Genomic DNA, 26393 nt, shown 5'->3' on the forward strand with positions numbered 1-26393 from the left:
TATGGATGCCGTCCAGTCCCTCTTCGAAGGGTTCACCCACGCATTCACGCCGATGAACCTGCTCTGGGTCATCGTCGGCTGCTTCCTCGGCACCGCCGTCGGCGTGCTGCCGGGCCTCGGGTCGTCGATGGCCGTGGCCCTGCTGCTGCCGATGACCTTCGCCCTCGACCCGACCGGCGCGTTCATCATGTTCGCCGGCGTCTACTTCGGCGGTCTCTTCGGCGACTCGACGATGGCGATCCTCATGAACACGCCGGGCCAGTCCTCGGCGATCGCCTCGACGTTCGAGGGCCACAAGATGGCGAGATCCGGTCGCGCCCCGCAGGCCCTGGCGACAGCGGCGATCGGCGCGTTCATCGGCGGCATCATCTCGTGCATCCTCGTCGTCTTCATCGCCCCGCTGCTCGCCGACCTCTCGACGAGCTTCGGACCCGCGGAGTACTTCGCGCTCGCGCTCTTCGCGTTCGTCGCCACCTCCTCGGTCGTCGCCGACTCCGTGCTCAAGGGCCTCATGGCGCTCGTGCTCGGCATCGGGATCTCCGTCATCGGCATCGACTCGGTCTCGGGCACCGAGCGCTTCACCTTCGGGGAGCCCGAGCTCTTCGACGGCGTCTCGCTCGTCACCGTCACCGTCGCGATGCTCGCCCTCGGCGAGGTCTTCTTCATCGCTCCCGGATCCGCGCGCACCGAAGGACAACACGATCAACGCCTCGGGCCGGCCGTTCCTCTCCGGCCGCGAGTTCCGCGAGGCCGCCCCCGCGTGGCTGCGCGGCACGGCGATCGGCCTGCCCTTCGGCGTCATCCCCGTCGGCGGCGCCGACGTCCCGACGTTCATGGCGTACGGACTCGAGCGCAAACTCGACTCGCGCCGCAAGGACCCGCAGTTCGGCAAGGGCGCGATCCGCGGTCTCGCCGCGCCCGAGGCCGCCGGAAGCGCGACGACGGGCATCGCGATGGGGGCGCTGCTCGCGCTCGGTCTGCCGATCTCGGCGACCGCGGCGATCATGCTCGCGGCCTTCCGCCAGTACGGTCTGCAGCCGGGGCCGCTGCTCTTCGATCGGGCGCCGGAGCTGGTGTGGGGTCTGCTCGCGAGCTTCTTCATCGCGATGATCGTCCTCCTCCTCATCAACCTGCCCTTCGCGCCGCTGTGGGCGAAGCTGCTGAAGATCCCCGAGCCGTACCTCTACGGCGGCATCGCGGTCTTCTGCGGGCTCGGCATCTATGCCACCTCGGCGTCGACGTTCGAGCTGTTCGTGCTGCTGGGCATCGCGATCATCAGCTTCGTGCTCAAGCGCTACGGGGTGCCGCTGGCGCCGCTGCTCATCGGCATGGTGCTCGGCCCCCTGGCCGAGACGAGCCTGCGCGATGCGCTGCTGTCCTCGGGCAACGATGCCTCGGTGCTCATCGCATCGCCGATCAGCATCGTCCTCTACATCATCCTCATCGCCGCCCTCATCTACACGGGCACCGGTCGCGTGCTCGCGAGGCGGAAGCAGCGGCAGGTGCTCGAGGGACGGACGTCCCGTGAGGAGAGCGAGGTCCTCTGACGCGGGGGTGATCCGTTCGTGCGGTCCGGCGGCAGTCGGATGCGCCGGCCCGGTCCGGTGGCAGCCGGATGCGCCGCGAACGCACGAAGCGCCGAGGTGGGTGCGGGCTCATTGCCCGCACCCACCTCGGCGCTTCTTGTCCTTGCCGATCGTCTCCCGACCGTCGCACCGGTGCCGCGTCCTCGCTCCCCCGCGCCCACGTGGCGACACGGTACACCGGCGGGGACACTGCCGCCTCGGCGAAAGGCCCGTGCGCTCACGCGTCGGCGGACCACCTCGGCGGGTGACTCAGTGCGCGGGCACGGGCTCCCGGTCGCTCGACTCGGAGGACGAGGTCTTCCCGGCGCCCTTGAGCCCGAACGCGGTGAGCACGGCGGCGGCGAAGACGACGATCGCAGCCCCGCCGGCGGCCCACTGCACGCCGAGGTCGAAGGCGTGGATGACCGTGGTCGCGAGCTCGTCGCCCACGCGTCCGCCGATCTCGCCGGCGTGCTCGAGCGCGGAGCCGAGCGTCTCGAACTCCGGCGCGGACGCCGCGTTCCCCAGCGCACCGCGCAGCTGCGAGGCGAAGACCATCGTCGTCAGCCCGCCGAGGACGGCCGTGCCCATGACGGAGCCGAACTCGTAGGCGGTCTCGGAGATCGCCGAGGCGGCTCCGGCCTTGTTCGCGGGCACCGCAGTGAGGATGAGGTCGTTGGTGATCACCTCGGCGGTGCCGATGCCCGCGCCGAGGACGATGAAGGAGATGATCATGCCGGGCACGCTCGGCTCCGGGGTGAACGCGACGAACGCGAGCCCGACCGCGTTGAGGGCGAGCGCGGCGGGGACGACGACGCGGGGCCGGATGCGGGCGACGAGGGGGACGGCGAGGTAGCCGGCCGCGATCGACATGACGAGTCCGGGGACGAGGGCGAGTGCCGCGGTCACCGGGGAGAGGCCGAGGATGAGCTGGAGGACCTGCGTGCCGAAGTAGAGGAAGCCGGCGAGGCCCATGAGGCTGAGCAGGTTCGCCACCACCGCCGAGGTGAACACCGCATTGGCGAAGAGCCTGACGTCGAGCATCGGGTTCGACGACCGCAGCTGCCGCAGGACGAAGAGGGTGCCCGAGACCACGGCGACGACGACGGCCGCGGCGAACATCCAGTCGAGCCCGTCGGACATGCCGTGCTTGATCGCGAAGACGAGCGGGGTGAGGGTGAGCATCGAGAGCACGATCGAGGTCGGGTCGATGCGGCCCGGTTGGGGGTCGCGCGATTCCGGCAGGAGCAGCAGCGCAGCGGGGATGAAGATCGCGATGAGCGGCAGGTTGATGAGGAAGATCGAGCTCCAGTGGAAGTGCTCGAGGAGGAGACCGCCGACGACGGGGCCGAGGGCGGCACCGCCGCCGAAGAGCGCGGCCCAGGTCGCGATCGCGATGCGGCGGTCGCGGGGGTCGAGGAAGATGTTCCGGATGAGGGAGAGCGTCGAGGGCATGAGCGTGGCCCCGAAGACGCCGAGGAGGGCGCGGGCGAGGATGAGCATCTCGGGCGTCGTCGAGAACGCAGCGACCAGGGACGCGGCTCCGAAGCCGGTCGCGCCGATGAGGAGGAGCAGCCGCCGGCCGAAGCGGTCGCCGATGCTGCCCATCGCCACGAGGAGACCCGCGAGCATGAGGGCGTAGATGTCGACGATCCACAGCAGCTGCGTGCCCGTGGGGTGGAGGCCCGTGCTGATCGCCGGGAGGGCGAAGCCGAGGACCGTGTTGTCGATGGAGATGAGGAGGACAGGGATCATCAGCACAGCCAGGCCGAGCCATTCACGCCGGCCGGCGCGCACGTGGAGTGTCTGTGGTGAAGTCATGCCTTTACTGTACCGGCCAGACGGTACAGTAATCAAGAGATCGCCCTGGCCCGACGGCGGTGATGTTCGTCGCAGGCGCCTCCTCCCGTCCGCTAGGCTCGTGCGCATGGCACGCAATTCCTCCGACACCCGAGAGAGGCTCCTCGACGCCTTCGACTCCCTGCTCGATGCGCACGGCACGGCGGGTGCGACGCTCGACGCCGTCGCCGCCGAGGCGGGAGTGTCCAAGGGCGGCCTGCTCTATCACTTCGGGTCGAAGGCGAAACTCGTCGAGGGCAGCCTCGAGCGATTGCGAGCCAATGTCGATGCCGACATCGAGACGATGCGGTCATCGGACCAGGGACCCCACATCTACTACCTCGAGACCTCCGCCGAGGTCGGGACTCCCCTCGACCGCAGCCTCATCGCCGCCAGTCGCCTCGCGCAGGAGTACGAGGAGGCCCGCATCGCCCTCAAGGACACCCGGGAGCAGTGGTTCGCGGTGCTCAACGACCACCTCGGCGATCCGCACCTGGCGATGACGATCCAGCTCATCGGCGACGGGATGTACCTCAACCAGAACTTCGGCCTCTCCGAGGAGGAGGCGCTCCTCCACGTGAAGAACGTCCTCGCCCGCCTCGGCCTCTAGGAGCGGGACGCGGCGTCACGAAGTCACCAGCGGTGCAGCTCGACCGACGAGCGTCAGCGGCGCCGCACCTCATCCGTCACGGCACCGAGGTCGACGGTGACCTCCATACCGGGTGGCGCGCTGTGGGCGGCATAGACGATCGTCGCCTCCGGCAGGCGCGTCCGGACGAACGCGAGCACCGTCGCGAAGGTATGCGGATCGAGGCCGAGGTCCGGTTCGTCGACAAGGAGGACGTCGGGCGCGGAGAGCACGGCCCGGGCGATGACGAGGCGCCGGGTCTCACCGCGTGAGAGTGCCCGCCCACCGATCCCCGTGCGGGTCTCAGCACCGATATCGGCGCTGAGATCGAGCTCCTCGAGAACCGCGCGGATGTCCTCGGCACTCAGCGGCGCCTGGTCCGGCTCGCCGAGGCGGAGGTTGCCGGCGACAGTGCCGGTGAAGAGGAACTCGTCGTCGGTGACGACCGCGACCGTGCGAGTCTCGGCTGACGTCCCACGCGGGTCGGCCGTAGGAGCAGCAGTGCCGCGGACAGCCTCGGCGATCTGCGCGAGGAGGGTCGACTTCCCGGTCCCCGAGGGGCCGATGATCGCTGCCGTCGCTCCCGCGGGCATGACGATGTCACCACCTGTCGGCGACGCGCCGCCGACAGCGCCACCGAGAGTGAGCGCGCCCGATTCGGCGAGGCCGACCGCCATCGAGGACACGTGCCCGGGAGACCCGCCGCTGCCTCGGCGTGCCCGGATGCTCCGCAGTCTCTGCAGGTGGGGCACGATCTCACCGAGGGCGAAAGTGCGTTCGAGGACCCCGAACGCGAGCAGGACGACCATGACGAAGAGCGGTATCGGCAGGAGAGCGGACTCGACCATCCCGGCCGCGAGGGCGCACACGAGGAGGACCGCACCGAACGCGAGGCCGGCGGCGAGCGCGGCGACGATCTGGCGCCGCGACTGCTTCTCCTCGAGGCGGCGGTCGGCGGCGGTGAGGGTGTCGAGCTGCGTGAGCACGCGCGCCCGCAGCAGCGGAGTTCCGCCGAGGGACTCGAGTTCGGGGGCGGCGTCCATGCTCGCGAGCACCTCGGCACGGAGGCGACCGTGCCCGTCATCCGTGGGAGCCGGTGCGAGCGCGAGGACGAACATGATCGCTGCTCCGACCAGCAGCGGCGCGGTGACAAGGGGGAACGTTGCGGCGGCGACGATGATCGCGGTGACGACGGCGGAGATCGTCACGACGAGCGGCGCGGTCACCCGCAGCACCCGCTCGCCCTCGACGGCGGCGTCCGTGAGCAGTCGGTCGACTGCGCGGTCGTCGGCCGGGGCCGAGCCGGTGGCGGCGAGGTCGTCGAAGACCGCGAGTCGGGCCCGGGTCGTGTCGGCGAGCGCCGACCGATGGAGGAGGACGTTCTGCCCGTACCCCGCCCCGATCCGGCCGAGGGCGAGCATCCTCACGATGCCGCTCGGGGTCGGGTAGGAGAAGGTCGCGAGGAGTCCGAGGCCGGCCAGCGCGCACGAGGCCAGGTACCAGCCAGAGACCGCGAGCAGCGCGAGCGAGCACAGTTCCGCGATGACCGCGACGACGAGCGGGAGGAGGTGGAGACGGCGGCGCGCGCTCATGCGTCGCCCCCGGTGAGGTCGGCGGCGGCGCCGCTGGTGAGCGAGCCGGCACGCAGCTCGTGGGTGTGGTCGGCGACGGCGATGACGGCCGGTGAGTGCGTCGCGATGACGACGGTGCGACCGGTGCTCGCCGCGCGCAGGGTGCGGAGGATCGCGGCTTCGGTGGCCCGATCGAGGTGGGCCGTGGGTTCGTCGAGGATCCAGAGGCTCCGGTCGGCGGCGACGAGGCGGGCGATCGCGACGCGGCGCCGCTCCCCCGCCGACAGCTGTCGACCCAGGGTGCCCAGCGCGGTGTCGATGCCGTCGGGCAGGCTCGCGAGCACCTCGTCGAGGCCCGCGGTGTGGGCGGCGGCGCGGACGTCGGCGGCGGTGATCGACTCATCGCCGAGGCTGATGTTCTCCGCGAACGTCGTGCCGAGGATGACGGTGTCCGAGCCGAGCCACCCGTGCGCGATCGACTCCCCGGACGCGCCGGGTCCGCCGGGTCCGCCGCTGCGGCGGATCGTGCCCGTCGTCGGCACCCGACGACCGGCGATGACCTGGAGCAGCGTCGTCTTCCCCGACCCCGACGGCCCGCTGATCGCCGTCCACTCCCCCGCGGGGAGGGTCATCGTGATGTCGGTGAGGATGGGAGAGGATCCGACTCCGACGCCGAGGTGGTCGAGCTCGAGGTGCGGACCGCGCAGGTGGGCTGCTGGCACAGGCCCAGTGAGGGGATTCGTGCCGGTCGCAGCGGTGCCGGTTGCCGGGGCGTCGACCACGTCCGTGCCCACGGAGACTGCTTCCGTGCCCTCTGGCGCCGTCTCGGCACCGCCACCGGTCGAGCCCGGTTCGCGACCCGTCTCGCGCTCCGGTTCTCCTCCCGCAGTGCGGCCCGCGCCCTGTTCGGCGGTGGGGCCCGGCCAGCGAGATGCCGTTCGCCCCGGGCCGAGACCCGCCTCGCGCTCTGGCCCCGCGCTGGCCGTGAGGATGGCGCGGGTGGCGACGAGGGCGTCGTCGCGGTCGTGGAAGCCGCGGGCCGCGCGCTGTGCGGGAGCGAAGTAGGCGGGGCAGAGGAGGAGCACGAAGAGCGCCCCACCGAGTCCGAGTGCCGGTGCCCCCGGCAGGGTGAGGAACCCGAGGAGCACGAGCCCCGTGTACGTCGCGGACACGGCGATCGCGAACGTCACCGCGACGTCCATCACCGCACCGGAGAGGAACGCAAAGGTGAGCACTCGCAGCGTCGACTTCTCCAGCCTCGTCGACGCCCGGCCGAGCACGTCGCGCCGCCGCTCGCGCGCGCGCAGACTCACCAGCGTCGGCAGGCCCCGCACGCTCTCGGTGACGACCGCAGAGAGCCGGCGCGACGCGGCGAGCTGCCGTTCCCCCGCCGTGAGCGTGGCCTGTCCCGCCAGTCGCAGATTGAGGGGCAGCAGGGCGGTGCACAGCGCGAGGAGCACCGCAACCGGCCAGTGGACGACGGCCACCGCGGCGAGGATGAGCAGGGTCGACGGAGCCGCCGCGATCCGCAGCGGCCGCGATCCGGCGAGGTATCTCGCGACCACGGGCGCATCATCGATGAGGGCGTCGGCGGCATCACTCGCGCTCGTCGTCCCGGACACTGCGAGAAGGTCGGGTACGAGCTGCGTGCGGATCGCCGCGCTCACCCGGTCCCGGCCGGCCGCGGCGAAGCGGGCAGCGAGAACCCGGAGGACGAGCCGCACCGGCGCCGCGATCGCGGCGCCGACGAAGAACCACAGCGCCGCACCCGGCCCGCTCCCGAAAACTTCCGTCCCCGCGGCACCCGAACCCGATGCCATCCACGCGGAGATGCCGGCCCCGAGCAGCGCCCATCCGGCGATGAGCGCACACGTCGCGGCCACCTCGGCGAGGGCCGATACGCGGAAGAGGACACGTCCGGGACCGGCGTGCGCATTGATCCAGGCGACGGCGGTGTCGGTGCCGACCGCGGACGCGGCCTGCCCCGGAGCGGGACCCCCGGCCGCCGAGGTCGGCCCCGTCGACGCGGAAGTGCCCGTCAGCGAGCCGCTCGAGATCAGGTCGCCCGACCCTGAGGAGTCGGCACTCGCCGAGGCGGCGGCCGTGTCAGCCGACATCGGCGTGCAGGTCGTCCTCGTCCTCGCGGGCGCGGCGGCGTTCGTCGCGGATGAAGACGACCGCGGCGAAGACGACGATCGCGAGGATCGCCGCGCGGTTGATCCACTGCGATCCGATCGACGGATAGCCCGAGTACATGTTCATGCTGATCGTGTAGAGGATGATGCCGAGCAGGAAGAGCCCGATGCGCCGGAGGACGACGCGGGCACGACCGCCCGACTCGCGACCGCCCGGCCGACCGTCGCGGGGGGCACCGCCCGCAGCACTGTCGTGCGGCTGGCTGTCGTGCGGGACGCGGCCCGGGACGTCGTTGCGCTTCTCGCTCATGACTGGGCCGCCTTTCGATCCGCTGCCGATCCCCCGTCGGAATCCGAACCTCCGTCGGAATCCGTCCCACGTCGGAGTCCGAACCTCCGTCGGGGCGGAGTCCACCGTTGTGAGTGAATCCCCCATCGTTGCCCGCTCCCGCGTCGAGCGGACCGGAGAACACGCGGTGGGCGAAGATCGTGTAGAAGGAGATGAGGAAGATGTTGATCCCCACCCCGATGAGCAGGACGATCATCGTGATGTCGGGGGCGCCCGCCTCGGCGACGGTGAGGTCGGAGGCGAGGATGACGGGATAGCGTCCGACGACGACCGCGAGCAGGCACGCGACGACGAGCAGCGCCGTCCACCGGTACGCGCTGTGAGGCGGAGCATCGGGGGCGAGCGTGCGCCACGCGAGCACCGCGCTGACGAGGGCGACGAGGAGCAGGACGCCGACGAGGATTCCCTGAGCGCCGCTCCAGGTCAGCGGCACATCGGTCGTGCCGAGGAACCCGACGATGAGTGCGAGGACGACGACGGCGCCGATGAGCAGCGTTCGTCCCGCGGCCACGGCGAGCGGGGAGTCGACCTTGCGGCGGAGGAACGCGGCCCCGAGCGTCATGTAGACGACGACGGTGCCGATGACGATGAGCAGGGTCATCCCCACCGAGGCGGCATCCCAGATTCCCGGCTCACCGACGAAGTCCCCGTTCGAATCGACCGTGATCTGCCTGGTCAGACCCGCCAAGGCGAATCCCTGGGCGATCGCGGCCCCGAGCGACCCGAGGCTGAAGGCCCGCACCCACGCCTCACGGGTGTCGTGGCGATGGGAGATGAGCTCGGTCGCGAAGCCGCGGACGATGAGGCACAGCAGCATGACGATGACGGGGATGTAGACGTGCGGCAGCGCTGCCCCGTAGACCGCGGGGAAGCCCGCCCACAGTGAGACGCCGAGGAGGATGAGCCACGACTCGTTGATGTCCCACGTCTGCGCGACGACCTCGACGCCCTCGCGGCGCCGGCGGCGATCCCGTTCGCCGAGGAGGAGGATCCCCACCCCGAGGTCGTACCCGTCGAGGATGATGTACATGACGAGGCAGAGGACGGGGACGATGAGCCAGATCTCCTGCATCATGATGGCCTCCCCTCCTCGCCGAGGCGGTCCCCGCGCTCGTCCCCCGGCGGGCTCTCACCCGCGTGAGAGGCGTCGCCGCCCTTGCCGGCGGGGGCCCGGCCGGCATCGACGCTTGCGAATTCGAGGTCGTCGTCGAGGTCGTCGTGGGTCTCGGCCCCGGGCAGGTCGTGCTCGGGACCGCGTTTGACGGCCCAGACGATGTAGCCGATGTAGGCGGCGAGCATGATCGCGTAGACGACGATGAAGCCGATGACGGAGAACACGAGGTGGGCCGGCGCCAGATCGGACACGGCATCCTCGGTGCGCAGGTGTCCGTAGACAACCCACGGCTGGCGGCCGGTCTCCGCGGTCACCCAGCCGCCGAGGATCGCGAGGATCCCCACGGGAGCCGCCCACAGGCACACGCGGTGGAAGCGCGGGGAGTCGTAGAGGCGGCCGCGCAGACGCAGCACGACACTCGACATCGCGATGGCGAAGAGGATGATCGAGCCGTAGAACATGATCCGGAAGCCCCAGAAGACCATCCACACCGGCGGCTGCTCGGCCGGGTCAGGTTCGACGTCGGAGACCCCCGGGGTCTGCAGCTGCCCGGAGAGATCCTGCCCGATGAACGACCCGAGCAGCGGCACCTCGACGGACGCGGCGTTCTCCTGGTTCGGCTGATCGGTGACGATGAAGAGGTAGTAGCCGGAGCTGTTCGTCTGCCAGTGCCCTTCGATCGCGGCGAACTTCGGCAGCTGGTGTTCGACGACGACCTCGAGGGCGACGTCGTCGCCGACGGAGATCTGGATGGGCAGGAGGACTGCGAGGACGCCGAGGGAGATCGAGAACGAGCGCTTCGCGAACGCGAGCGACCGGCCCTTGATGAGGTACCACGCGGCGATGCCGGCGATGACGACCGAGGCGGAGATGAGGACCGCTAAGAACATGTGCGTGAAGCGCAGCGGGAACGACGGGTTGAAGATGATCTCCCACCAGTTCGTCGGCAAGAACGTCCCGTCGGGGGCGCGCTCGAACCCGGCCGGCGTCTGCATCCACGAGTTCGCGACGAGGATCCACGTCGTCGAGAGCAGGGTGCCGATGGCGACGAGGAGGCAGGCGATGAACATCGTCCGCTCCTTGACCCGGCCGTCGCCGTAGAGGAGGACCCCGATGAACCCGGCTTCGACGAAGAACGCGGTGACGACCTCCATCGCGATGATCGGGCCGATGATCGGTCCGGTCTCGCGGGCGAAGACGCCCCAGTTGAGTCCGAACTCGAAGGTGAGGACGGCACCGGCGACGACGCCGAGGGCGAATCCGACCCCGAAGATGCGCCGCCAGAACCGGAACATCTGGAGGAAGACGGGTTTCTTCGTCTTCCAGTACATGCCGTAGACGACGGTGAGGAACACCGACAGCCCCACCGTCATCGCAGGGAACATGATGTGGAACATCGCGGTGAGCGCGAACTGCAGCCGCGAGAGGTCCTCGAGGGTCATGACGACCACTCCTCCAGAGGATGGGGTTTCATGCCCACCCCTGCTTCGTCGCGACGACTCGAGGTCTCCGAGGGCGACCCCGACGGGCTGATTGAGGACGAACCCGATGACGTCAGCGACGTCGTCGGAGGTGAGCAGACCCTCGCCGAGCCAGTCGTATTCGTGGGCGAGGCCCTCGAGGCGTTCGGCGAACGTCGACCTGATATAACCGGGCGCGATGTTCGACACCCGTACTCCCCGCTCGCGCAGTTCGATGCGCAGCTGAGCGGCGAAGGTCTTCAGTGCCGCCGAGGCCACGCCGTAGACGGCGGCGTCGTGGAAGTAGCTCTGGTCGGCGATCGACCCGATGGTGATGACGTCGGCCCGCTCCCCCGCCTCGGCTGTGCCAAGGAGGGAGGGCAGGACCTCATGGATGAGGTGAAGGGCACCGACGACGTTCGTTGTCAGCACCTCGTTCCACTGCAAGAACGGCAGCTCCGCGAACGGCCCGACGTAGTTGATGCCCGCGCTCGCGATCACCGAGGTGCACTGCGGCCAGCGGTCGCGGATCTCAACGCCGAGCTCGCCATCGCGACGAGATCACAGACATCCTGCTGGAAGAACGTGACATTCGGCTGGTCGACCAGCTCGGCGGGGAGCTCATCGCGGTCGATGATGACGACGGACTCACCGGCGGCAAGCAGGCGCTGCGCGGTGAGCAGCCCGATGCCGTTGGCCCCGCCGGAGATGACGTGGGGCCCACTCATCGCTGACCTCCCGCGGTCGCGCGCGGCGCCTGGCCGATCTGGACGGCGCAGTCGGAGGTCAGCGTGTGATCGGGGCGGGCGCTGACGTCGGGTTCGGCGGCACTCGTCGCGTCGATGTCGGCGATGATCGCATTCGGCTCCATGTCCCCGTCGTAGAGGAGGCCGTTGACGAAGAGGACGGGACCGGAGTGGAGGCCCATGTTCTCCGCATCGAGGAAGTCCTCGTCGACGCGGGAGACATGGACGTCGCGACGCAGGTCGTCCTCGACGCGGTTGAGGTTGGCGCCGACGTTGACGCTGGCGCGCAGGAGTTCGCGGTTGTCCAAGCTGCGGTCCTCACTGATCTCGTTGAGTTCGTGGCGCATCGGCCAGAACAGCTCCTTCTGCTGGGATGCCACAGCTTCGAGCGCTTCGCCCGTCTGCTCGGGTGCGCCGTCGGCGGTCGGGCGGATGTGGCGGAAGACGAACGCGAGGTCGCCTTCGTAGTGGTCGATGACCTGGTCGAGGATCTCCTCGGTGTTGGCATCGTCGAGTCCGCCGAACGACCCGTAGACGGTGAGCGAGTTCTTCGCATCGGGGGGACCGAAGATGTGGTCGCGGGACAGGTCGATCGGCCGGTTGAGCTGCACTCTCGCGGGGGCGTGCTGGCGGTCGTAGCGGGCGGTGAGCTGGAGGCTGACGACGCCGATGAGCGCGGCCAGACCGGACCCGGTAAGGATGCCGATGCGCGCATCGGACTGGGCGACCGGGTCGGTGATCGCGAGGTCGACGATGAAGAGAGAGATCGTGAAGCCGATGCCGGTGAGCATGGCACCCGACGCGATGTGTCGGGCTCGCAGGGCCTCGGAGAGCTCGCCGATGTGCAGACGGCGTCCGAGCATCGTCGCCCCGAAGATGCCGACGAACTTGCCGACGACGAGGCCGGCGATGACACCGCACGTCAGGGCCGAACCGAAGGCGTGGGACAGGGACTCGCTCGTGATGAGGACACCGGCGTTGACGAGCGCGAAGACGGGGACGATGACGAGGCTGACGACGCGGCGCAGGGAGAGCTGGAAGCGGTCGTTGATCGACACCGAGCGAAGGATGCCCTCAGCCGCGGACATGCCGCGTTCGGCGTTCGGGCTGCGGCGGAAGCTCGCCGTGAGATCCTCCGCCTCGTCGACGAGCTGATGCTTCGGCGGGAACACCGGCAGGAGCAGGCCGAGGATGACACCGGCGATCGTCGCGTGGACTCCGGACTGGAGGACGGCGAACCAGAGGAAGACGCCGAGGATGGCGTAGACGAGGCCGCGCCACGCCTGCATCTTCTGGACGAACCAGGTGACGGCGGCCAGGGCCGCGGCGATCCCGAGCCAGAGGAGGTTGATGTCCTCGGTGTAGAAGAAGGCGATGACGGCGAGTGCCCCGATGTCATCGACGACGGCGAGGGCGAGGATGAAGACGCGCAGCTGCGCGGGGATGCGGGAGCCGAACGCGGCGAGGATGCCGACGACGAACGCGGTGTCGGTGGAGATGACGACACCCCAGGCCCCCACCTCGGGGGTGCCCCGGGTGATGGCGACGAAGATGAGCGCGGGAACGACGAGTCCGGCGACGGCACCGACGATCGGCAGTGCCGCGCGCTTCCACGAGCGCAGTTCGCCGAGGACGACGTCCTTCTTCACCTCGAGGGTGACGAGGAAGAAGAACAGCATCATCACTGCGTCGTTGATCCAGTGCTGAAGGGACATCTCGAGTTCGGCGGTGCCGGCGACGAGCCCGAACTCCGTGTGGATGACGGCGTTGTAGCTGTCCGGGGACAGGTTGGCCCACAGGAGGGCGATGGCGGTGGCGGCGAGCAGAACGACGGCGCCGGCGCTCTCCGTGCGGAAGAACGCGGTGAGCCCCGCGGTCAGGCGATTGGCCATGTCAGCTCCTCACCGGTCGGACCGTCGCGGCGGCGAGGTTGGCGCGCGCCGGCATCTGCGTCATGAAGCAGACGAGCCTCGCGACACGGTCGGGGTCGATGGATTCGAATTCGTCGGCGCGTTCCTGGAACCGCCGGTAGTGCTCGGTGTCGCTCATGTCGGCTCCGAGTTCGGAGGTGACGTAGAACGGGGCGATGTGGTGGACGCGGACTCCGCGATCGCCGTATTCGGCGCGCAGGTGCTTGGCGAGCTGTTCGACCGAGGCGGCCATCGCCGAGAACACCGCGTACGACTTCGTCCGCTGCTGGGCGGGGGCGGAGCCGACGAAGATGAGGTCGGCCGGGCGACTCGTCTCACCGATCTTCAGCAGGCCCTCGGCGAAGGTCTGCGCGGTGTAGAGGGCGCCTTCGACGTTCGTCGAGATCATCGCCTTCCACTCCGAGGGCACGGACTGTTCGAAGTTCGCCGCCCGCATCACCCCGGCGCTGACCATGACGAGGTCGGGGTCGGTGCCGAAGCGGTCACGGATCGCGTCCCTGGCCTCGACGAGGTCGAAGGGCTCGGTGACGTCGGCGCGGACGACGAGCGTCTGGTCGGGTCGGTCGATCTGCTGTGCGAGGCGCTCGAGGCGGCGGCGGTTGCGGGCGAGCATGGCCACCCGGATGCCCTGCTCGGCGAGGGTGCGGCTGACGGCGGCGCCGATCGCTCCGGTCGCGCCGGTGACGAGGGCCACCCGCGCCCCAGACGCGGTCTGCTGCGGGGATTCGGCCTGCGCGTCGGGCGCCGGCTGCGCGTCCTCGGTCATGAGGTGGTGTCTCCTCGTGCTCGTCCCCGGAACTGCTGCGCGAGCTCCGGAGTGTTCAGTTGTGGGTGGTGCGGTGGTGCGGTGGTGCGGTGGTGCGGTGGTGCGGTGGTGCGGTGGTGCGGTGGCACCGACCGTGACCGGGTGGTCGGTCCGGCGCCGAGGTGGTGCCTCAGCTGCTGAAGACGTCCCCGGTCGCGTCGCCGATCGCCCGTTTGCGGGCGAAGTAGTCGTTGATGATCGTGCGGTAGAGGTCGGAGTCCGGGCGCGCCCAGTTGCGCATGAGCTCGGCGCCGAAGGCCAGGGACGTGATCGGGTGGGCCCCGGCCGAGACCATGCGGTTGATCGCCTGGTCGTGAGTGACCGTCGAGACACCGCCGACTGCGTCGATGACGGGGTAGACGTCGTAGCCCTCCTCGAGGAGGTCGAGGGTGGGGAACGCGAGGCAGACCTCGGTCCACAGCCCGGCGATGACGATCTTCCGGCGGCCCGTCGCTTCGATCGCGGCGCGGAAGTCCGCGTCCTCCCACGAGTTGACGCCCGTGCGGTCGATCTCCTCGACTCCGGGCAGCTCGTCGGTGATCTCAGTGATCGTGCCGGTGTTGACGCCGAGGTCGACGCCGACGGTCGAGAGCACGGTGGGGATCTCGTAGGCCCGGGCGAGCTTGGCGAGGGTGACGACGCCGAGGATGATCTCGTCCTTCGACGTCGAGCTCACGGTCGCGAACTGGCCGGGCTGGTAGTCGATGAGCGCGATGGCGCAGTTGCTCGGGGTGAGCAGGTGATCGATGTCCGGATCGCGAACCGGCTCCGGTTGGGTCTTGGCCATTGCGTCCTCCTAGGGGGATGAGGTCGGCGGCGTTCGCGCGGGAGGCAAACGTATCACCTTCAACAACTTTGGCCTCAAGTATGCCTGATGAGAGCCGCGATGGCACTTGTTGTTAAAAACCGAATGATTCCCGGTGGCGCTGGTCGCTGGAAGGGGCCCGCGGCTCGGCTCAATCAACAGTTGCGTGAAAATGTCGACACCGAAGACGACTTTTTCCCGCCAACTGTTGAGCGAAGGGCCGCGCAGCCGCCGAGGCGGTGACAATCACGCTCAGTGTTGAGCGAGCAGACCACGCTGAACGAACAGACCGCTGCGCACTCTGCAGACGGCTCGCGTGCAGCTGACCGCTCTGCACGTGAAGGTCAGTCGGGCAGGTCTCTGCTCTGCACATCAGCGTCGGCCGGGGAGGGCATATCCCCGAACACGACCGTCAGTCGAGCAGGTCGTGGCGGACGATCGACTGTTCGCGGTCGGGGCCGACGCCGATGACGGAGATCCGCGATCCGGACATCTCCTCGAGCGCGAGGACGTACTTCTGCGCGTTGATCGGCAGGTCCTCGAAGGTCCGTGCCGTCGAGATGTCCTCGGTCCAGCCGTCGAAGTACTCGTAGATCGGGGTGGCGTGGTGGAAGTCGGTCTGCGTCATCGGCATCTCGTCGAAGCGCTCACCGTCGACGTCGTAGGCGACGGCGACGGGGATCTGCTCGATGCCGGTGAGGACGTCGAGCTTAGTCAGCACGTAGTCGGTGAAGCCGTTGACCCGCGCGGAGTAGCGCGCGATGACCGCGTCGTACCAGCCGCAGCGGCGGGGGCGTCCGGTGTTGACGCCGAACTCGCCGCCGGCCTTCTGCAGGTACTCCCCCATCTCATCGAAGAGCTCGGTGGGGAACGGTCCGGCGCCCACCCGCGTCGTGTAGGCCTTGACGATGCCGACGACGCGGTTGATGCGGGTCGGCCCGATGCCCGAGCCCACGCACGATCCTCCCGCGGTCGGGTTCGACGAGGTGACGAACGGGTACGTGCCGTGGTCGACGTCGAGCATCGTCGCCTGTCCGCCCTCCATGACGATGACCTCGTCGCGGTCGAGGGCGTCGTTGAGCATGAGCTCGGTCTCGGCGACGTAGGGGCGCAGCCGCTCGACGAACGGCAGGAAGTAGTCGACGACCTCGTCGACGCTCACGGCGCGACGGTTGTAGACCTTGACGAGGAGCTCGTTCTTCTGGTGCAGCGACCCCTCGATCTTCTGCCGCAGGATCGACTCGTCGAAGATGTCCTGGATGCGGATGCCGAGCCGCCCGATCTTGTCCATGTACGCCGGTCCGATGCCGCGCCCGGTCGTCCCGATCGCCCGCTTGCCGAGGAACCGCTCGGTCACCTTGTCAAGCGTCTGATGGTAGGGCGCGACGACGTGCGCGTTCGCCGAGATCCGCAGCTTCGAGGTGTCGGCTCCACGGGACTCGAGGGCGTCGATCTCCTCGAAGAGGGCCTCGAGGTTGACGACGACGCCGTTGCCGATGACCGGGGTGACGTTCGGCGAGAGGATTCCCGCCGGCAGCAGCTTGAGCTCGTACTTCTCACCGCCGACGACAACCGTGTGACCTGCGTTGTTCCCACCGTTGGGCTTGACGACGTAGTCGACGCTGGTGCCGAGGATGTCGGTGGTCTTGCCCTTACCTTCGTCGCCCCACTGAGCGCCGACGACAACGATTGCTGGCATGAGTTGATGTCACCTCAAGTGAAAGAAGGGGAGTCGTTACCACCACAGTCTACTGGCAGGCACCGACACGACCGCCGCACCGGTAGCATTGGAGCAAACCGGCCTGTGTTCGAAGGAGCAGATGACAGATGGCTCATCCCACCACCGCTGCCGAACGGGTCGTCCTCCTCGATGAGGCAGGGCACCCTGCCGGGACGATGCTCAAGTCCGAGGTTCATACGACGGAGACGCCGCTTCACCTCGCGTTCTCGTGCTATCTGATCGACGATGACGACCGCATCCTCCTCACCCGTCGAGCACTGTCGAAAGCCACATGGCCGGGGGTATGGACGAACAGCTTCTGCGGGCATCCCGGCCCGGACGAGAGCATCGAGGACGCGATCGCCCGCCGGGCGGACCAGGAACTCGGCACGGCCGTCACCGCCCTTCGCCTCGTCGACCGCGACTTCCGCTACCGCGCCGTCGATGCCGGCGGCGTCGTCGAAAACGAGGCGTGCCCCGTCTACGTCGCCCGGATCGCCGCACCGCTGCGCCCCTCCCCCGCCGAGGTGGCCGACTGCCACTGGACATCGCTGGCCGACCTGCGTGCCGCCGTTGCTGCGACTCCATTCGCCTTCAGCCCGTGGATGGTCGAGCAGCTGAGCGGCGAGATCGCGGGGAAGCTGCGAGTATGAGCGCTGCCGCGATCGACCATCATCCAGGCACCCCAGGCTACTGGCGCATCCGGTCCTACGACGCGGCCAGAGCGATCCTGCGCGCTCGCCACGCCACGACCCAAGCGGGGTTCACCGCCGAGCGGATCCCGCAGGGCTGGTTCACCCACCGCCCGATCCTCATCGCCGACGGTCCTGCTCATGACGCCCAGCGTCGCGAGCTTGCTCGCTTCTTCGCCCCCGCCGTCATCGACGATCGGTATGCGGCTGACATCGACGCCTGCGCCCAAGCCATCGTCGATGACGCAGTCGTCACCGGACGCTGCCGGCTCGATCGCGCCGCACTGCATTACACGGTCGACGTCACCGCCCGGATCGTCGGACTCACCGAGGCACCGGTGGAGGCGCTGGCAGGCCGCCTCGTCGCCTTCTTCCGCCAGCCGCCGGTCGACCTGTCCGCGCCGAACTGGGGCCGAACCAACCGCCAGTGGCTCCAGGCCGCGATCAACGGACTCCTTCCGTTGACGAAGTTCTTCGCCGCCGATGTCCTTCCCGCCATCCGTGCGCATCGCCGCGACCACCGCGACGACATCATCTCCCACCTCCTCGACTCCGGCAGCAGCACGGCCGACATCCTCGTCGAATGCGTCACCTACGGCACCGCAGGGATGGTGACGACCAGGGAGTTCATCACTGTCGCCGCGTGGCGGCTGCTCACCGACGACGACCTGCGACAGCGCTATCTCCCCGCTGACCGTGCGACCCGGCTCGCCCTGCTCGCAGAGCTCATCCGACTCGACCCCATCGTCGGTCATCTCTTCCGGCGCGTTACCGACGACCTCACCCTTGACGTCGACGGCCACGCGACGACGATTCCGGCCGGCGATCTCATCGACATCGACGTGACACAGGCCAATGTCGATTCCTCGACGTTCGGTCCCGACGCCGAGACGGTCTGTCCTTTCCGCACCCAGCGCCGGCACGTCTCCCGGCCGGGCACCGCTGACGAGCGCGCCCCCAGCGTCCCGCTGTCGGCAGGCCTGAGCTTCAGCGACGGAGCACACCGCTGCCCGGGGCAGCCGCTCGCGCTCATCGAGACCGATGCCCTCCTCCACCGGCTCCTGGCCTGCGAGCCGAGACTGCTCACCGCACCCACCGTCGGCCACGACTCCGTCATCGCCGGCTGTCATCTCCGCGGACTCGAGCTCGGCTTCTCCGTCCCCGCCCGTCCGCGGAGGCACTGATGGCCGGCCCCTGGGAGTACCTCGCGCTCATGGGCGCATGTGTTCTCATCACCCTGCCGCTCGAATTCGTCTTCGCCGCCCGCGTCTACCGCCGGTGGCGGGTGCTTCTCGCTGCGCTCATCCCGGTCGTCATCGTCTTCGCGATCTGGGACGTCGTCGCTATCGCCCGCGACCACTGGACGTACAACCCGCGGTTCGTCACCGGCATCGAGTTCGGCACCCTGCCGCTGGAGGAGCTCGTCTTCTTCGTCGTCATCCCGTTCTGCGCGCTGCTCAGCTACGAAGCCGTGGGCACCGTCATCGACGTCGTCGCACGGCGGCGGGGTGGCGCGGGCACTCCCACGCGCGACCCGGGCACCACCTCGGCGGACGCGGTCGCGGGCACAACCGACGCCGCAGCGGGGACCACCGCCGTGCAGCGCCGAGCGAACCGCGCAGACCGCCGACCGAAAGGGGACGAGTCGTGATCCCCGAATACACGGTGATGACCGGTCTCGGCATGATCGTCGTCATCGTCCTCGAACTCTTCATCGTCCGCTCAGGCATCTTCCGTCGCGGACGGTATTGGGGGGCACTCGCGATCTGCCTGGCCTTCCAGTGCCTCGTCGACGGGTGGCTGACGAAGCTGTCGAACCCGATCGTCATCTACAACCCGGAGATGTTCTCAGGCATCCGCTTTCCCTTCGACATCCCGATCGAGGACTTCGGGTTCGGGTTCGCGATGATCACCGCAGTCCTCATGCTCTGGCAGCGCAGGCTCGACCGCAGACCGTCGAATGACGACGCCGAGGCGACCCCGTGATCCCGAGCGATCCCCGTGCCGAGTTCGTGCCCGCCCCACCCGGTCGGGCTCGGGTGCTGCGCCCGAAGTCGGTCACCGTCATCGGCGGGGGCATCGCGGGGCTCGCGGCCGCGACGATCCTTGCCGAACGCGGTGTCACGGTGACGCTCCTCGAGGCCTGCCAGCGCCTCGGTGGTCGAGTCAGCGCCTGGCCGCTCGAGGACGGGCGGACGATGAGCCGCGGATTCCACGCGTTCTTCCGCCAGTACTACAACCTGCGCGACCTGCTCAGCCGCACCGCCCCGGAGCTGTCCCGACTGCGCCCGATCGCGGACTATCCGCTCACCCGCCGAAGCGGTGCCACCGACTCCTTCGCCGGCATCCCCCGCACCCCGCCGTTCAACCTCGCCGGGTTCGTCCTCACCAGCCCGACCTTCCCGCTGACTGCGCTGGGTGAGATCGACGTCACGAGCGCATGCGAGCTCATCGACGTCGACTTCCCCGCCTCCTTCCACCGCTACGACGGCGAGTCGGCGGCGGCGTTCCTCGACCGACTGCGCTTCCCCACCGAGGCCAGGCACCTGGCCCTCGAGGTCTTCGCCCGCTCGTTCTTCGCCGACCCTGAGGACTTCTCCGCCGGCGAGCTGGTCGCGATGTTCCACACGTACTTCGCCGGCTCGGCCGAGGGCCTGCTCTTCGATGTGCCCGACGACGACTACGACACCGCCCTGTGGGCGCCGCTCGGTCAGTACCTGCGCGGACTGGGCGTGCGCATCGTGACCGGGTGCAGAGCGACGGCGCTGCGACCGGACGGCAACGGGTGGACGGTGAGGGCCGAGGACGGCGACGAACTGGTCTCCGATGCCGTCGTCCTCGCCGCGGATCCGGCGAGCGCACGGGCGCTCATCGCCACCGCCGAGGCGGCGGCTGGCATCAGCGCCGACGCCGAGTCGGCCTCCGCTGCGTCTCGCTCCGCCTGGTTCTCCCGGGTCGCGGCCGAACGCAACGCTCCGGCATTCGCGGTGCTCCGGCTCTGGTTCGCCAAGGCGGTCGATCCGACGCGTCCGGCCTTCCTCGGCACCAGCGGGTTCGCCCTCCTTGACAACGTCTCCGTGCTCGACCGCTTCGAAGCCGGGGCCGCCGACTGGGCGAGGGAGCACGGCGGATCCGTCGTCGAACTCCACGCCTACGCCCTCTCCGCCGACGACACCGAGGACGAACACCGCCTCGGCGAGCGACTCCTCGCCGACCTCCACGAGATCTACCCGGAGACCGCGCACCTGCCGATCCTCGCCCAGGAGCTGCTCATCGACGACGACTGCGGGCTCGTCGACATCCGGCCGTGGGGTGAGCGCCCCGGCGTCGTCACACCGCTGCCCGGTCTCGTGCTCGCCGGCGACTGGGTGCGCTGTGAGACGCCGGTCGCGCTCATGGAACGCGCGACAACAACCGGCTATCTCGCTGCGAACCATCTGCTCGCCGGCTGGCGGACAGCCGGGACCGACATCTGGTCGCCACCGACGAAAGGCCTGCTGCGCCGTGGTCTGCTCGGGAAACTGCGCGCCACCCCGCCAGCACCTCGGCCCGCGACCCCGCAGGCAAACCCACCACAACCGCACCGCACCGACCACCGCGACGGCGCGCCGCCGCGGCGAGCGACCGCGCCTGTCACGGGCCTCGCCGCGCACACCCCCACCCCCACTGAAGGGACCGGCCGATGACAGCAGCCTCCGACCATGTCACGCTCGTGTGGTTCCGCGACGACCTGCGGGTCGGCGACCACGAGGCGCTGTCCGCCGCCCGCTCGGACGGCCGGGTGATCGGGGTCTGGATCCGGGAGAAGCGGGACGCCGACGGGCTCGGACCTCGGCCGCTCGGCGGGGCCGCGCGCTGGTGGGCCCACGAATCACTGGCCGTCCTGGAAGCAGAGCTCGAGGCCCTCGGCATCCCGCTGCTCTTCGCCGCCGGTGAGGCCGCGACCATCCTGCCGCGGATGGCCGCCGACCTCGAGGTCGACGCCGTGCGCTGGTCACGCCGCTATGCCCCGGCCTCCCGCGACCTCGACGCCCGGATCAAGGCCGACCTCGACGACCACGGTCTGAGCGTCCACTCCCATCCCGGGGCCCTCCTCGTCGAACCGTGGACCATCGCCCCGGAGAGCAGCGACCACTACAAGGTCTTCACCCCGTACTGGAAGGCCGTGCGCGACCGCCACATCGACGACGTCCTCCCCGCCCCGGAGAAGCAGCAGGGATTCTCCGCCGCCCGCCTCGACCCCGCGAGGAAACGCCAGGCGGTCACCGACCTCGACGGCCTCGGCCTCCTCGACGGCACGGACACCGGGACCGGGGAGTTCGCCGCCGCCCGGACGCCGCAGTGGTGGCAGGGCACGATCGCCGAGCACTGGACCGGGCCGCACGCCCCGGGATGTCGGGCGGCGGAGGACCACCTCGGCGAGCTGAGTCGAGGCATCGACGGCTACACCTCCGCCCACGACGTCCCGGGCGATCCCGACAGCACGTCGCGCATGTCGCCACGGCTGCGGCACGGGGAGCTCTCGCCGCGACAGCTGCTCCACGCCGCGGAATCGGCCTCGGTCGCCGAGGCGGACAAGCAGGCCTGGATCCGGCAGCTCTACTGGCGCGAGTTCTCCTGGCATCTGGCCTACCATCACCGGAACATCGCGACCGAGCCGATCCGCGAGGAGTTCGCGCGCTTCCCCTACGAGGACGATCCGGAGGCGCTGGACCATTGGCAGGCGGGGACGACGGGGATCGACCTCGTCGATGCGGGGGTGGCGCAGCTGTGGCAGATGGGCTGGATGCACAACCGGGTGCGCATGGTCACCGCCAGCCTGCTCACGAAGAACCTGCTCCAGCCCTGGTGGGACGGGGAGCAGTGGTTCTGGGACACGCTCGTCGACGCGGATGAGGCGAACAATCCGGTGTCCTGGCAGTGGGTCGCCGGGTGCGGGGCCGACGCCGCCCCGTACTTCCGCATCTTCAATCCCGAACGCCAGGCCGAGCGCTTCGACCCCCACGGTGAGTACGTCGCCCAGTGGCTCGGCCGCGGGCCCGGCGGGGACCCGCGGAAGGATGATCCCAGCGCCGAGGCGGGGGCGGATCTCTCGCCGATCGTCGACCTCAAGGAATCCCGGGAGGCAGCATTGGCCGCCTACGACAGGATGAAGAACGAGACGACTCGATGAGCGGATCGCCGGAGACCGGGGAGGAGCCAGGCGGCAACCGCCTCGACGGGACACGCTTCGCCGACGTTCTCGGGCAATTGGAGTTCCCCAGCTGCCGGGAGGGCTGACCTGCGGCCGTCGAGGAGTACCTGCGCGCTGACTCACTCCTTCGGCAGCGGGACGGATCCGCACGCGGCGATGGCTCGCGCGCTCACTCCTCGGGCAGCGGCCCGGGGGTCTGGTCGCCGCGGATGTGCTTGAGCACCACCTCGGCGCTGATCAAGCACATCGGCACCCCCACACCCGGCGCGGTGGTGCCGCCGGCGTAGTAGAGTCCGTCGACGTGCGAGACCGGTTCTGGGGGCGGAACATCGCGCTCTGCCGCAGTGTGTGCGCGGGTCCGAGCATGCCGCCGAGCCACGAATTGTAGTCGGCGGCGAAATCCGTCGGGCCGATCGTGTGGCGGACCACGATGCGCTCGCGCAGGTCGGGGATGCCCGCCCACCGAGCGATCTGGTCGATCGCGCGATCGGCGGTGCGCTCGATGAGCGGGTCGCCGGTGCCCTCAGGCCCACCCTCGCCGAGCCCGGGATCGGCCGGAACGGGAACGAGGACGAAGAGGTTCTCCTGGCCGTCGGGTGCGACGGTGACATCGGTCGCGGACGGCCGGCACACGTAGAGCGAGGCCGGGTGCGGCAGGCGCGGCCGGGACCCGAAGATGTCGTCGAAGTTGACTTCCCAGTCGGGGGTGAAGAACAGCGAATGGTGAGCGAGCTCGGCAGCTGCCCGTCGACGCCGAGGAGGACGAGCACCGCCCCCGGCCCGCTCGTCACCGTGTCCCACCACGGTTCCGGGTAAGTGCGCTCGTCCGCGGCGAGGAGGGCGGTCTCCGTGTGGTGGAGATCGGCGGCGGAGACGACGATGTCCGCATCGTCCGAGCGCCGCTTGCCGGCGGCGTCTGTCCAGGTCAGGCCGGTCACCGTGGGGCGAGCCCGGCGACGGGTCGAATCATGCCGGCCGCATCCGTATCGATCGATTCGACCGTCGCCGAGGTGCGGATGTCGACCCCAGATGCCCGCGCCAACCGCTCGAGCGCGTCGATGATCGTGCGGAACCCGCCCTTCGGATACTGCACGCCTTCATCGAGGTCGAGCGTGCTCATGAGGTGATAGATCGCCGGTGCGGCCCGCGGATCGGTGCCGAGGAAGATCGCCGGGTACTGCAGGATCTGTCGGATCCGCGGATGGACCACAGTCGCCTCGGCGCGGTGGGCGAGGCTCTCGGTGAGCAGGCGGACGAGCCGCGGCAGCGCGATGAGGACCGACCGTTCGAGGACCGAGCTCGGCGCGGTGAACGGGTTGTAGAGGAAGAACCGCTCCGCCATCGTCTTCGCGTCGGCGGCCGAGGCGAGATAGGCCTCCAGGCGCTGCCTCGCCCCAGTCTCCAACGACTCGAGGACGTCGAGAACCCGCTCCCGTCCGGCCGGGATCGTCACCGGATCGCTGCCCGAGGTAGCGCTCGGGTCGGTGAAGACCGTGTAGGCCGGGTCGAGAAGCGTGAGGTCGAGCTCGGCGGAGGCACTCGTGCCCATGAGGGCGAAGAAGTGGTCGAAGACCTCGGGCATGAGATACCAGGACGGTCCGGTGTCGAAGCGGAACCCGCTGCGTTCGATGCGACCCACCCGGCCGCCCACTTCGGCGTTCTTCTCCAACACCGTGACCTGGTGACCGTCACGGGCGAGCAGGCACGCGGTGGCCAACCCGGCCACGCCCGCCCCGATCACGCTGACCCGACTCACCGCAGCCACCTCGGCGAGGGCACACGCCCCACCGCGGGCACACGCGATCCGCGCGCCACTGCGCTCACCCTCATCGTCGCCGCCCCTTGCCCACGGTTGTCAGGGCCGAGCGGACGAGCAGCCGGGCCTTGGCCGGGTCGGAGATGCGCACGCGCTCGCGGTAGAGTCGGTCGACCGGGGACACGGCGATCTCGTCGTTGAGCGCGGTGAACAGGGCGGTGGCGGCGTCGACGGCCACCCGGGCGTCGAGCGGCAGGAGCGGGATCGCTTCCCTGGCCTCGGCGAGTTGGCGGCGGATCGTGTCCACCCACTCATCGCGCCCGACCGCGTCGAGTGCACCGTCGGACGCCAGGTAGCTGCGGCCCAAGCGGGCGTGATCGTCGGCGAGGTCCCGGAGGAAGTTGATGTTCTGAAACGCTGCACCGAGGCTGCGGGCCCCGCGTTCGAGCAGCACCGTCTGATCCGGGGTGCGGGGGTTGTCGTGGAGGAAGACGCGCAGGCACATCAGGCCGACCACCTCGGCGGATCCGTAGACGTACTCCGCATGTTCCTGGCAGGTGAACCGCCGCACCGAGCGGTCCGCGTTGGCCTGCAGATCCGTGCGCATCGAGGCGAAGAACGGGTCGACCAGGTCGCGGTCGATGCCGGTGATCCGCGCGGTGTGGGCGAAGGCGTGGATGACGAGGTCAGAGCTCAGCCCCCGGGCCAGGGCGCGGTGGGTCTCGGCGATGAAGCCCTCGAGCATCGCGGACTCGTCCTCGGGGCTCAGCCCCGCTTCGGCGGGCAGGCCGTCGACGATCTCATCGGCGATGCGAACGAGCGCATAGACGTTGCGGATGTGGGCGCGGTGGCTGGGCCCGAGCAGGGTCGTCGCGGTGCCGAACGACGTCGAGTAGCCGGCGATGACGGCCTTCGCCGCCCGCTGGGAGGCACGGGTGTACGTGTCGAGCGCCGTCATACGGTGCGTCCGTCCAGGCGGGCGGCGATGTCAGTGAGCACGGCGGTGGCGTGGCCCGGCAGGTCGCTGCAGTCGATGGCCTCGGCGAAGCTGCGGCGTTGGGCGGCGATGAGGGATTCGACCTCGGCCAGGGCCCCGGAGTCGGCGAGCGCCTGTTGGATGTCGCGGGCCCCGGCATGGGTGAGCTGCGGGTCCCCGAAGATCCCAGCAACCCTCCCCCACGCCTCGGTGCCCTGGGCGTGGGCGACGAGCGCGGTGATCTTGCCCTCCCGAAAGTCGGAGTAGGCGTCCTTGCCGTGGGACTCAGGCGTGCCGAAGGCCGAGAGCAGGTCGTCGTGGAGTTGGAACCCCAAGCCCAGGTGGGCGCCGATCGGGCGCAGCTGGGTCTGGAGGAGCGGGGGACGGTCGGTGAGGATGGCGGCGGCGACGATGGGGAAGGTGAAGGAGTAGGCGGAGGTCTTGAACGAGCTCATCGCGAGCACCGTGTCCGGGGCGGCGGGGATGACCCCGTCGGCGAGGCCGACGTCGAGGAACTCCCCGGCCGAGGATTCGATGAGCGCATGGTCGAGCAGGGAGAACAGGGCTGAGCGCTTGTCCCCGGTCACCTCGAGGGTGCCGATGATGTGGTGGACGGCGGCCAGAAGCATATCGCCCATGAGGATCGCCCCGGTGCTCGCCCAGTGCCCGGCGCCGGGGGCGTCGCGGCCGGCCTGCAGAGCGCCGATGAGGTTGGGTCGGCCGCGTCGCTGCCGGTCGCCGTCGATGACGTCGTCGTGGAGGAGCAGGGCGTAGTGGAGGAGCTCACAGGCCAGCGCCACCGCGGTTGCCGCCTCGGCGGTGACGGGGTCGTCCGTCTCTGCCAGGGCCACACGGGTGAAGGGGTCCTCGACGATCTGCGGGTGGTCACAGGTCATCGGGGCGAACGCGCCCAGCATGTCGAGGAAGAGCAGGGGCCGGACCAGTTTGCCGCCGGTCACTCGGTCGCGGGCGACCTCCCAGAGAGAGGCGAAATCGTCGCCGTAGAGGCGGGCGCGCTCGGTGCGGGCGGTGAAGAACTCGCTCAGTGCCGCACTGATCCGGTCCCGCGCCCGGGTGTCAGCCGTTGCCGACGTCGTGTCCATACAG

General features: G+C 69.6%; 21 protein-coding genes and 1 pseudogene. 8 read left to right on the forward strand and 14 right to left on the reverse strand.

Annotation, left to right across the window (positions count from 1 at the left end; all coding sequences use genetic code 11):
- Position 1 precedes the first annotated feature (1 nt).
- A pseudogene (locus tag AC2W7K_RS05400) lies at positions 2 to 1547 on the forward strand (tripartite tricarboxylate transporter permease).
- Positions 1548 to 1835: 288 nt separating this feature from the next.
- Here AC2W7K_RS05400 and AC2W7K_RS05405 read toward each other — a convergent pair.
- Positions 1836 to 3386, reverse strand: a complete 1551-nt coding sequence (locus AC2W7K_RS05405; RefSeq protein WP_198500481.1) for an MFS transporter — start codon at positions 3384 to 3386, stop codon at positions 1836 to 1838.
- Positions 3387 to 3492: 106 nt separating this feature from the next.
- On the opposite strand from AC2W7K_RS05405, the gene AC2W7K_RS05410 reads away from it, so the two are divergent.
- On the forward strand, positions 3493 to 4014 hold the full coding sequence (locus AC2W7K_RS05410) for a TetR/AcrR family transcriptional regulator (protein ID WP_198500480.1): 522 nt from the start codon (positions 3493 to 3495) through the stop codon (positions 4012 to 4014).
- 53 nt (positions 4015 to 4067) lie between these two features.
- On the opposite strand, the gene AC2W7K_RS05415 is transcribed toward AC2W7K_RS05410, so the two are convergent.
- From AC2W7K_RS05415 to AC2W7K_RS05455, 9 genes are all read right to left on the reverse strand, one after another.
- Positions 4068 to 5624: an ATP-binding cassette domain-containing protein gene (locus AC2W7K_RS05415; protein WP_198500479.1), complete on the reverse strand. Its 1557-nt coding sequence runs from the start codon at positions 5622 to 5624 to the stop codon at positions 4068 to 4070.
- Positions 5621 to 7720 carry an ATP-binding cassette domain-containing protein gene (locus AC2W7K_RS05420; RefSeq protein WP_486005818.1) on the reverse strand — a complete coding sequence of 700 codons (2100 nt, stop codon included), beginning with the start codon at positions 7718 to 7720 and terminating at the stop codon, positions 5621 to 5623. The genes AC2W7K_RS05415 and AC2W7K_RS05420 overlap by 4 nt, the downstream gene beginning before the upstream one ends.
- On the reverse strand, positions 7660 to 9162 hold the full coding sequence (locus AC2W7K_RS05425; protein WP_486005819.1) for a cytochrome d ubiquinol oxidase subunit II: 1503 nt from the start codon (positions 9160 to 9162) through the stop codon (positions 7660 to 7662). Before AC2W7K_RS05425 ends, AC2W7K_RS05420 begins: the two co-directional genes overlap by 61 nt.
- The gene (locus tag AC2W7K_RS05430; RefSeq protein WP_486005820.1) at positions 9159 to 11162 is read right to left on the reverse strand and encodes an SDR family NAD(P)-dependent oxidoreductase; all 2004 of its coding nucleotides are present in this window, start codon (positions 11160 to 11162) and stop codon (positions 9159 to 9161) included. Before AC2W7K_RS05430 ends, AC2W7K_RS05425 begins: the two co-directional genes overlap by 4 nt.
- Positions 11159 to 11389, reverse strand: coding sequence for a hypothetical protein (locus tag AC2W7K_RS05435; RefSeq protein ID WP_486005821.1), 231 nt, complete (start codon positions 11387 to 11389; stop codon positions 11159 to 11161). The genes AC2W7K_RS05430 and AC2W7K_RS05435 overlap by 4 nt, the downstream gene beginning before the upstream one ends.
- On the reverse strand, positions 11386 to 13299 hold the full coding sequence (gene nhaA / locus AC2W7K_RS05440) for a Na+/H+ antiporter NhaA (protein ID WP_376904159.1): 1914 nt from the start codon (positions 13297 to 13299) through the stop codon (positions 11386 to 11388). The genes AC2W7K_RS05435 and nhaA overlap by 4 nt, the downstream gene beginning before the upstream one ends.
- Before the next feature lies 1 nt (position 13300).
- Positions 13301 to 14104, reverse strand: a complete 804-nt coding sequence (locus AC2W7K_RS05445) for an SDR family oxidoreductase (RefSeq protein WP_137824797.1) — start codon at positions 14102 to 14104, stop codon at positions 13301 to 13303.
- Between the two features lie 169 nt (positions 14105 to 14273).
- Positions 14274 to 14930, reverse strand: coding sequence for a hydrolase (locus tag AC2W7K_RS05450; protein WP_198500473.1), 657 nt, complete (start codon positions 14928 to 14930; stop codon positions 14274 to 14276).
- A 430-nt stretch (positions 14931 to 15360) separates the two neighbouring features.
- Positions 15361 to 16647, reverse strand: a complete 1287-nt coding sequence (locus AC2W7K_RS05455) for an adenylosuccinate synthase (RefSeq protein WP_137824795.1) — start codon at positions 16645 to 16647, stop codon at positions 15361 to 15363.
- Between the two features lie 128 nt (positions 16648 to 16775).
- Between AC2W7K_RS05455 and idi the strand changes: the two genes are divergently transcribed.
- The 6 genes from idi to AC2W7K_RS05485 are packed head-to-tail and all read left to right on the forward strand — an operon-like array spanning position 16776 to position 22533.
- Positions 16776 to 17321 (forward strand): isopentenyl-diphosphate Delta-isomerase, encoded by a 546-nt coding sequence (gene idi / locus AC2W7K_RS05460; protein WP_198500472.1) that lies wholly within the window; start codon positions 16776 to 16778, stop codon positions 17319 to 17321.
- Positions 17318 to 18544, forward strand: a complete 1227-nt coding sequence (locus AC2W7K_RS05465) for a cytochrome P450 (RefSeq protein WP_344258435.1) — start codon at positions 17318 to 17320, stop codon at positions 18542 to 18544. Before idi ends, AC2W7K_RS05465 begins: the two co-directional genes overlap by 4 nt.
- Positions 18544 to 19011, forward strand: coding sequence for a lycopene cyclase domain-containing protein (locus AC2W7K_RS05470; RefSeq protein ID WP_198500470.1), 468 nt, complete (start codon positions 18544 to 18546; stop codon positions 19009 to 19011). Before AC2W7K_RS05465 ends, AC2W7K_RS05470 begins: the two co-directional genes overlap by 1 nt.
- Positions 19008 to 19346, forward strand: coding sequence for a lycopene cyclase domain-containing protein (locus tag AC2W7K_RS05475; RefSeq protein WP_198500469.1), 339 nt, complete (start codon positions 19008 to 19010; stop codon positions 19344 to 19346). The genes AC2W7K_RS05470 and AC2W7K_RS05475 overlap by 4 nt, the downstream gene beginning before the upstream one ends.
- Positions 19343 to 21046, forward strand: coding sequence for an FAD-dependent oxidoreductase (locus tag AC2W7K_RS05480; RefSeq protein WP_344258437.1), 1704 nt, complete (start codon positions 19343 to 19345; stop codon positions 21044 to 21046). The genes AC2W7K_RS05475 and AC2W7K_RS05480 overlap by 4 nt, the downstream gene beginning before the upstream one ends.
- Positions 21043 to 22533, forward strand: coding sequence for a cryptochrome/photolyase family protein (locus tag AC2W7K_RS05485; RefSeq protein ID WP_198500467.1), 1491 nt, complete (start codon positions 21043 to 21045; stop codon positions 22531 to 22533). The genes AC2W7K_RS05480 and AC2W7K_RS05485 overlap by 4 nt, the downstream gene beginning before the upstream one ends.
- 258 nt (positions 22534 to 22791) lie before the next feature.
- On the opposite strand, the gene AC2W7K_RS05490 is transcribed toward AC2W7K_RS05485, so the two are convergent.
- The 4 genes from AC2W7K_RS05490 to AC2W7K_RS05505 all read right to left on the reverse strand — a co-directional run bounded on the left by AC2W7K_RS05490 (position 22792) and on the right by AC2W7K_RS05505 (position 26389).
- Entirely contained in the window at positions 22792 to 23355 is a 564-nt protein-coding gene (locus tag AC2W7K_RS05490; RefSeq protein WP_486005822.1) for a hypothetical protein, read from the reverse strand.
- 133 nt (positions 23356 to 23488) lie between these two features.
- The gene (crtI, locus tag AC2W7K_RS05495; RefSeq protein ID WP_486005823.1) at positions 23489 to 24310 is read right to left on the reverse strand and encodes a phytoene desaturase family protein; all 822 of its coding nucleotides are present in this window, start codon (positions 24308 to 24310) and stop codon (positions 23489 to 23491) included.
- A gap of 70 nt (positions 24311 to 24380) precedes the next feature.
- Positions 24381 to 25268, reverse strand: coding sequence for a phytoene/squalene synthase family protein (locus AC2W7K_RS05500; protein WP_198500465.1), 888 nt, complete (start codon positions 25266 to 25268; stop codon positions 24381 to 24383).
- Positions 25265 to 26389 carry a polyprenyl synthetase family protein gene (locus AC2W7K_RS05505; protein WP_376870165.1) on the reverse strand — a complete coding sequence of 375 codons (1125 nt, stop codon included), beginning with the start codon at positions 26387 to 26389 and terminating at the stop codon, positions 25265 to 25267. The genes AC2W7K_RS05500 and AC2W7K_RS05505 overlap by 4 nt, the downstream gene beginning before the upstream one ends.
- Between the last annotated feature and the right edge of the window lie 4 nt (positions 26390 to 26393).

The sequence above is a fragment of the Brevibacterium sp. LAARM2_SD2 genome (assembly GCF_057364785.1).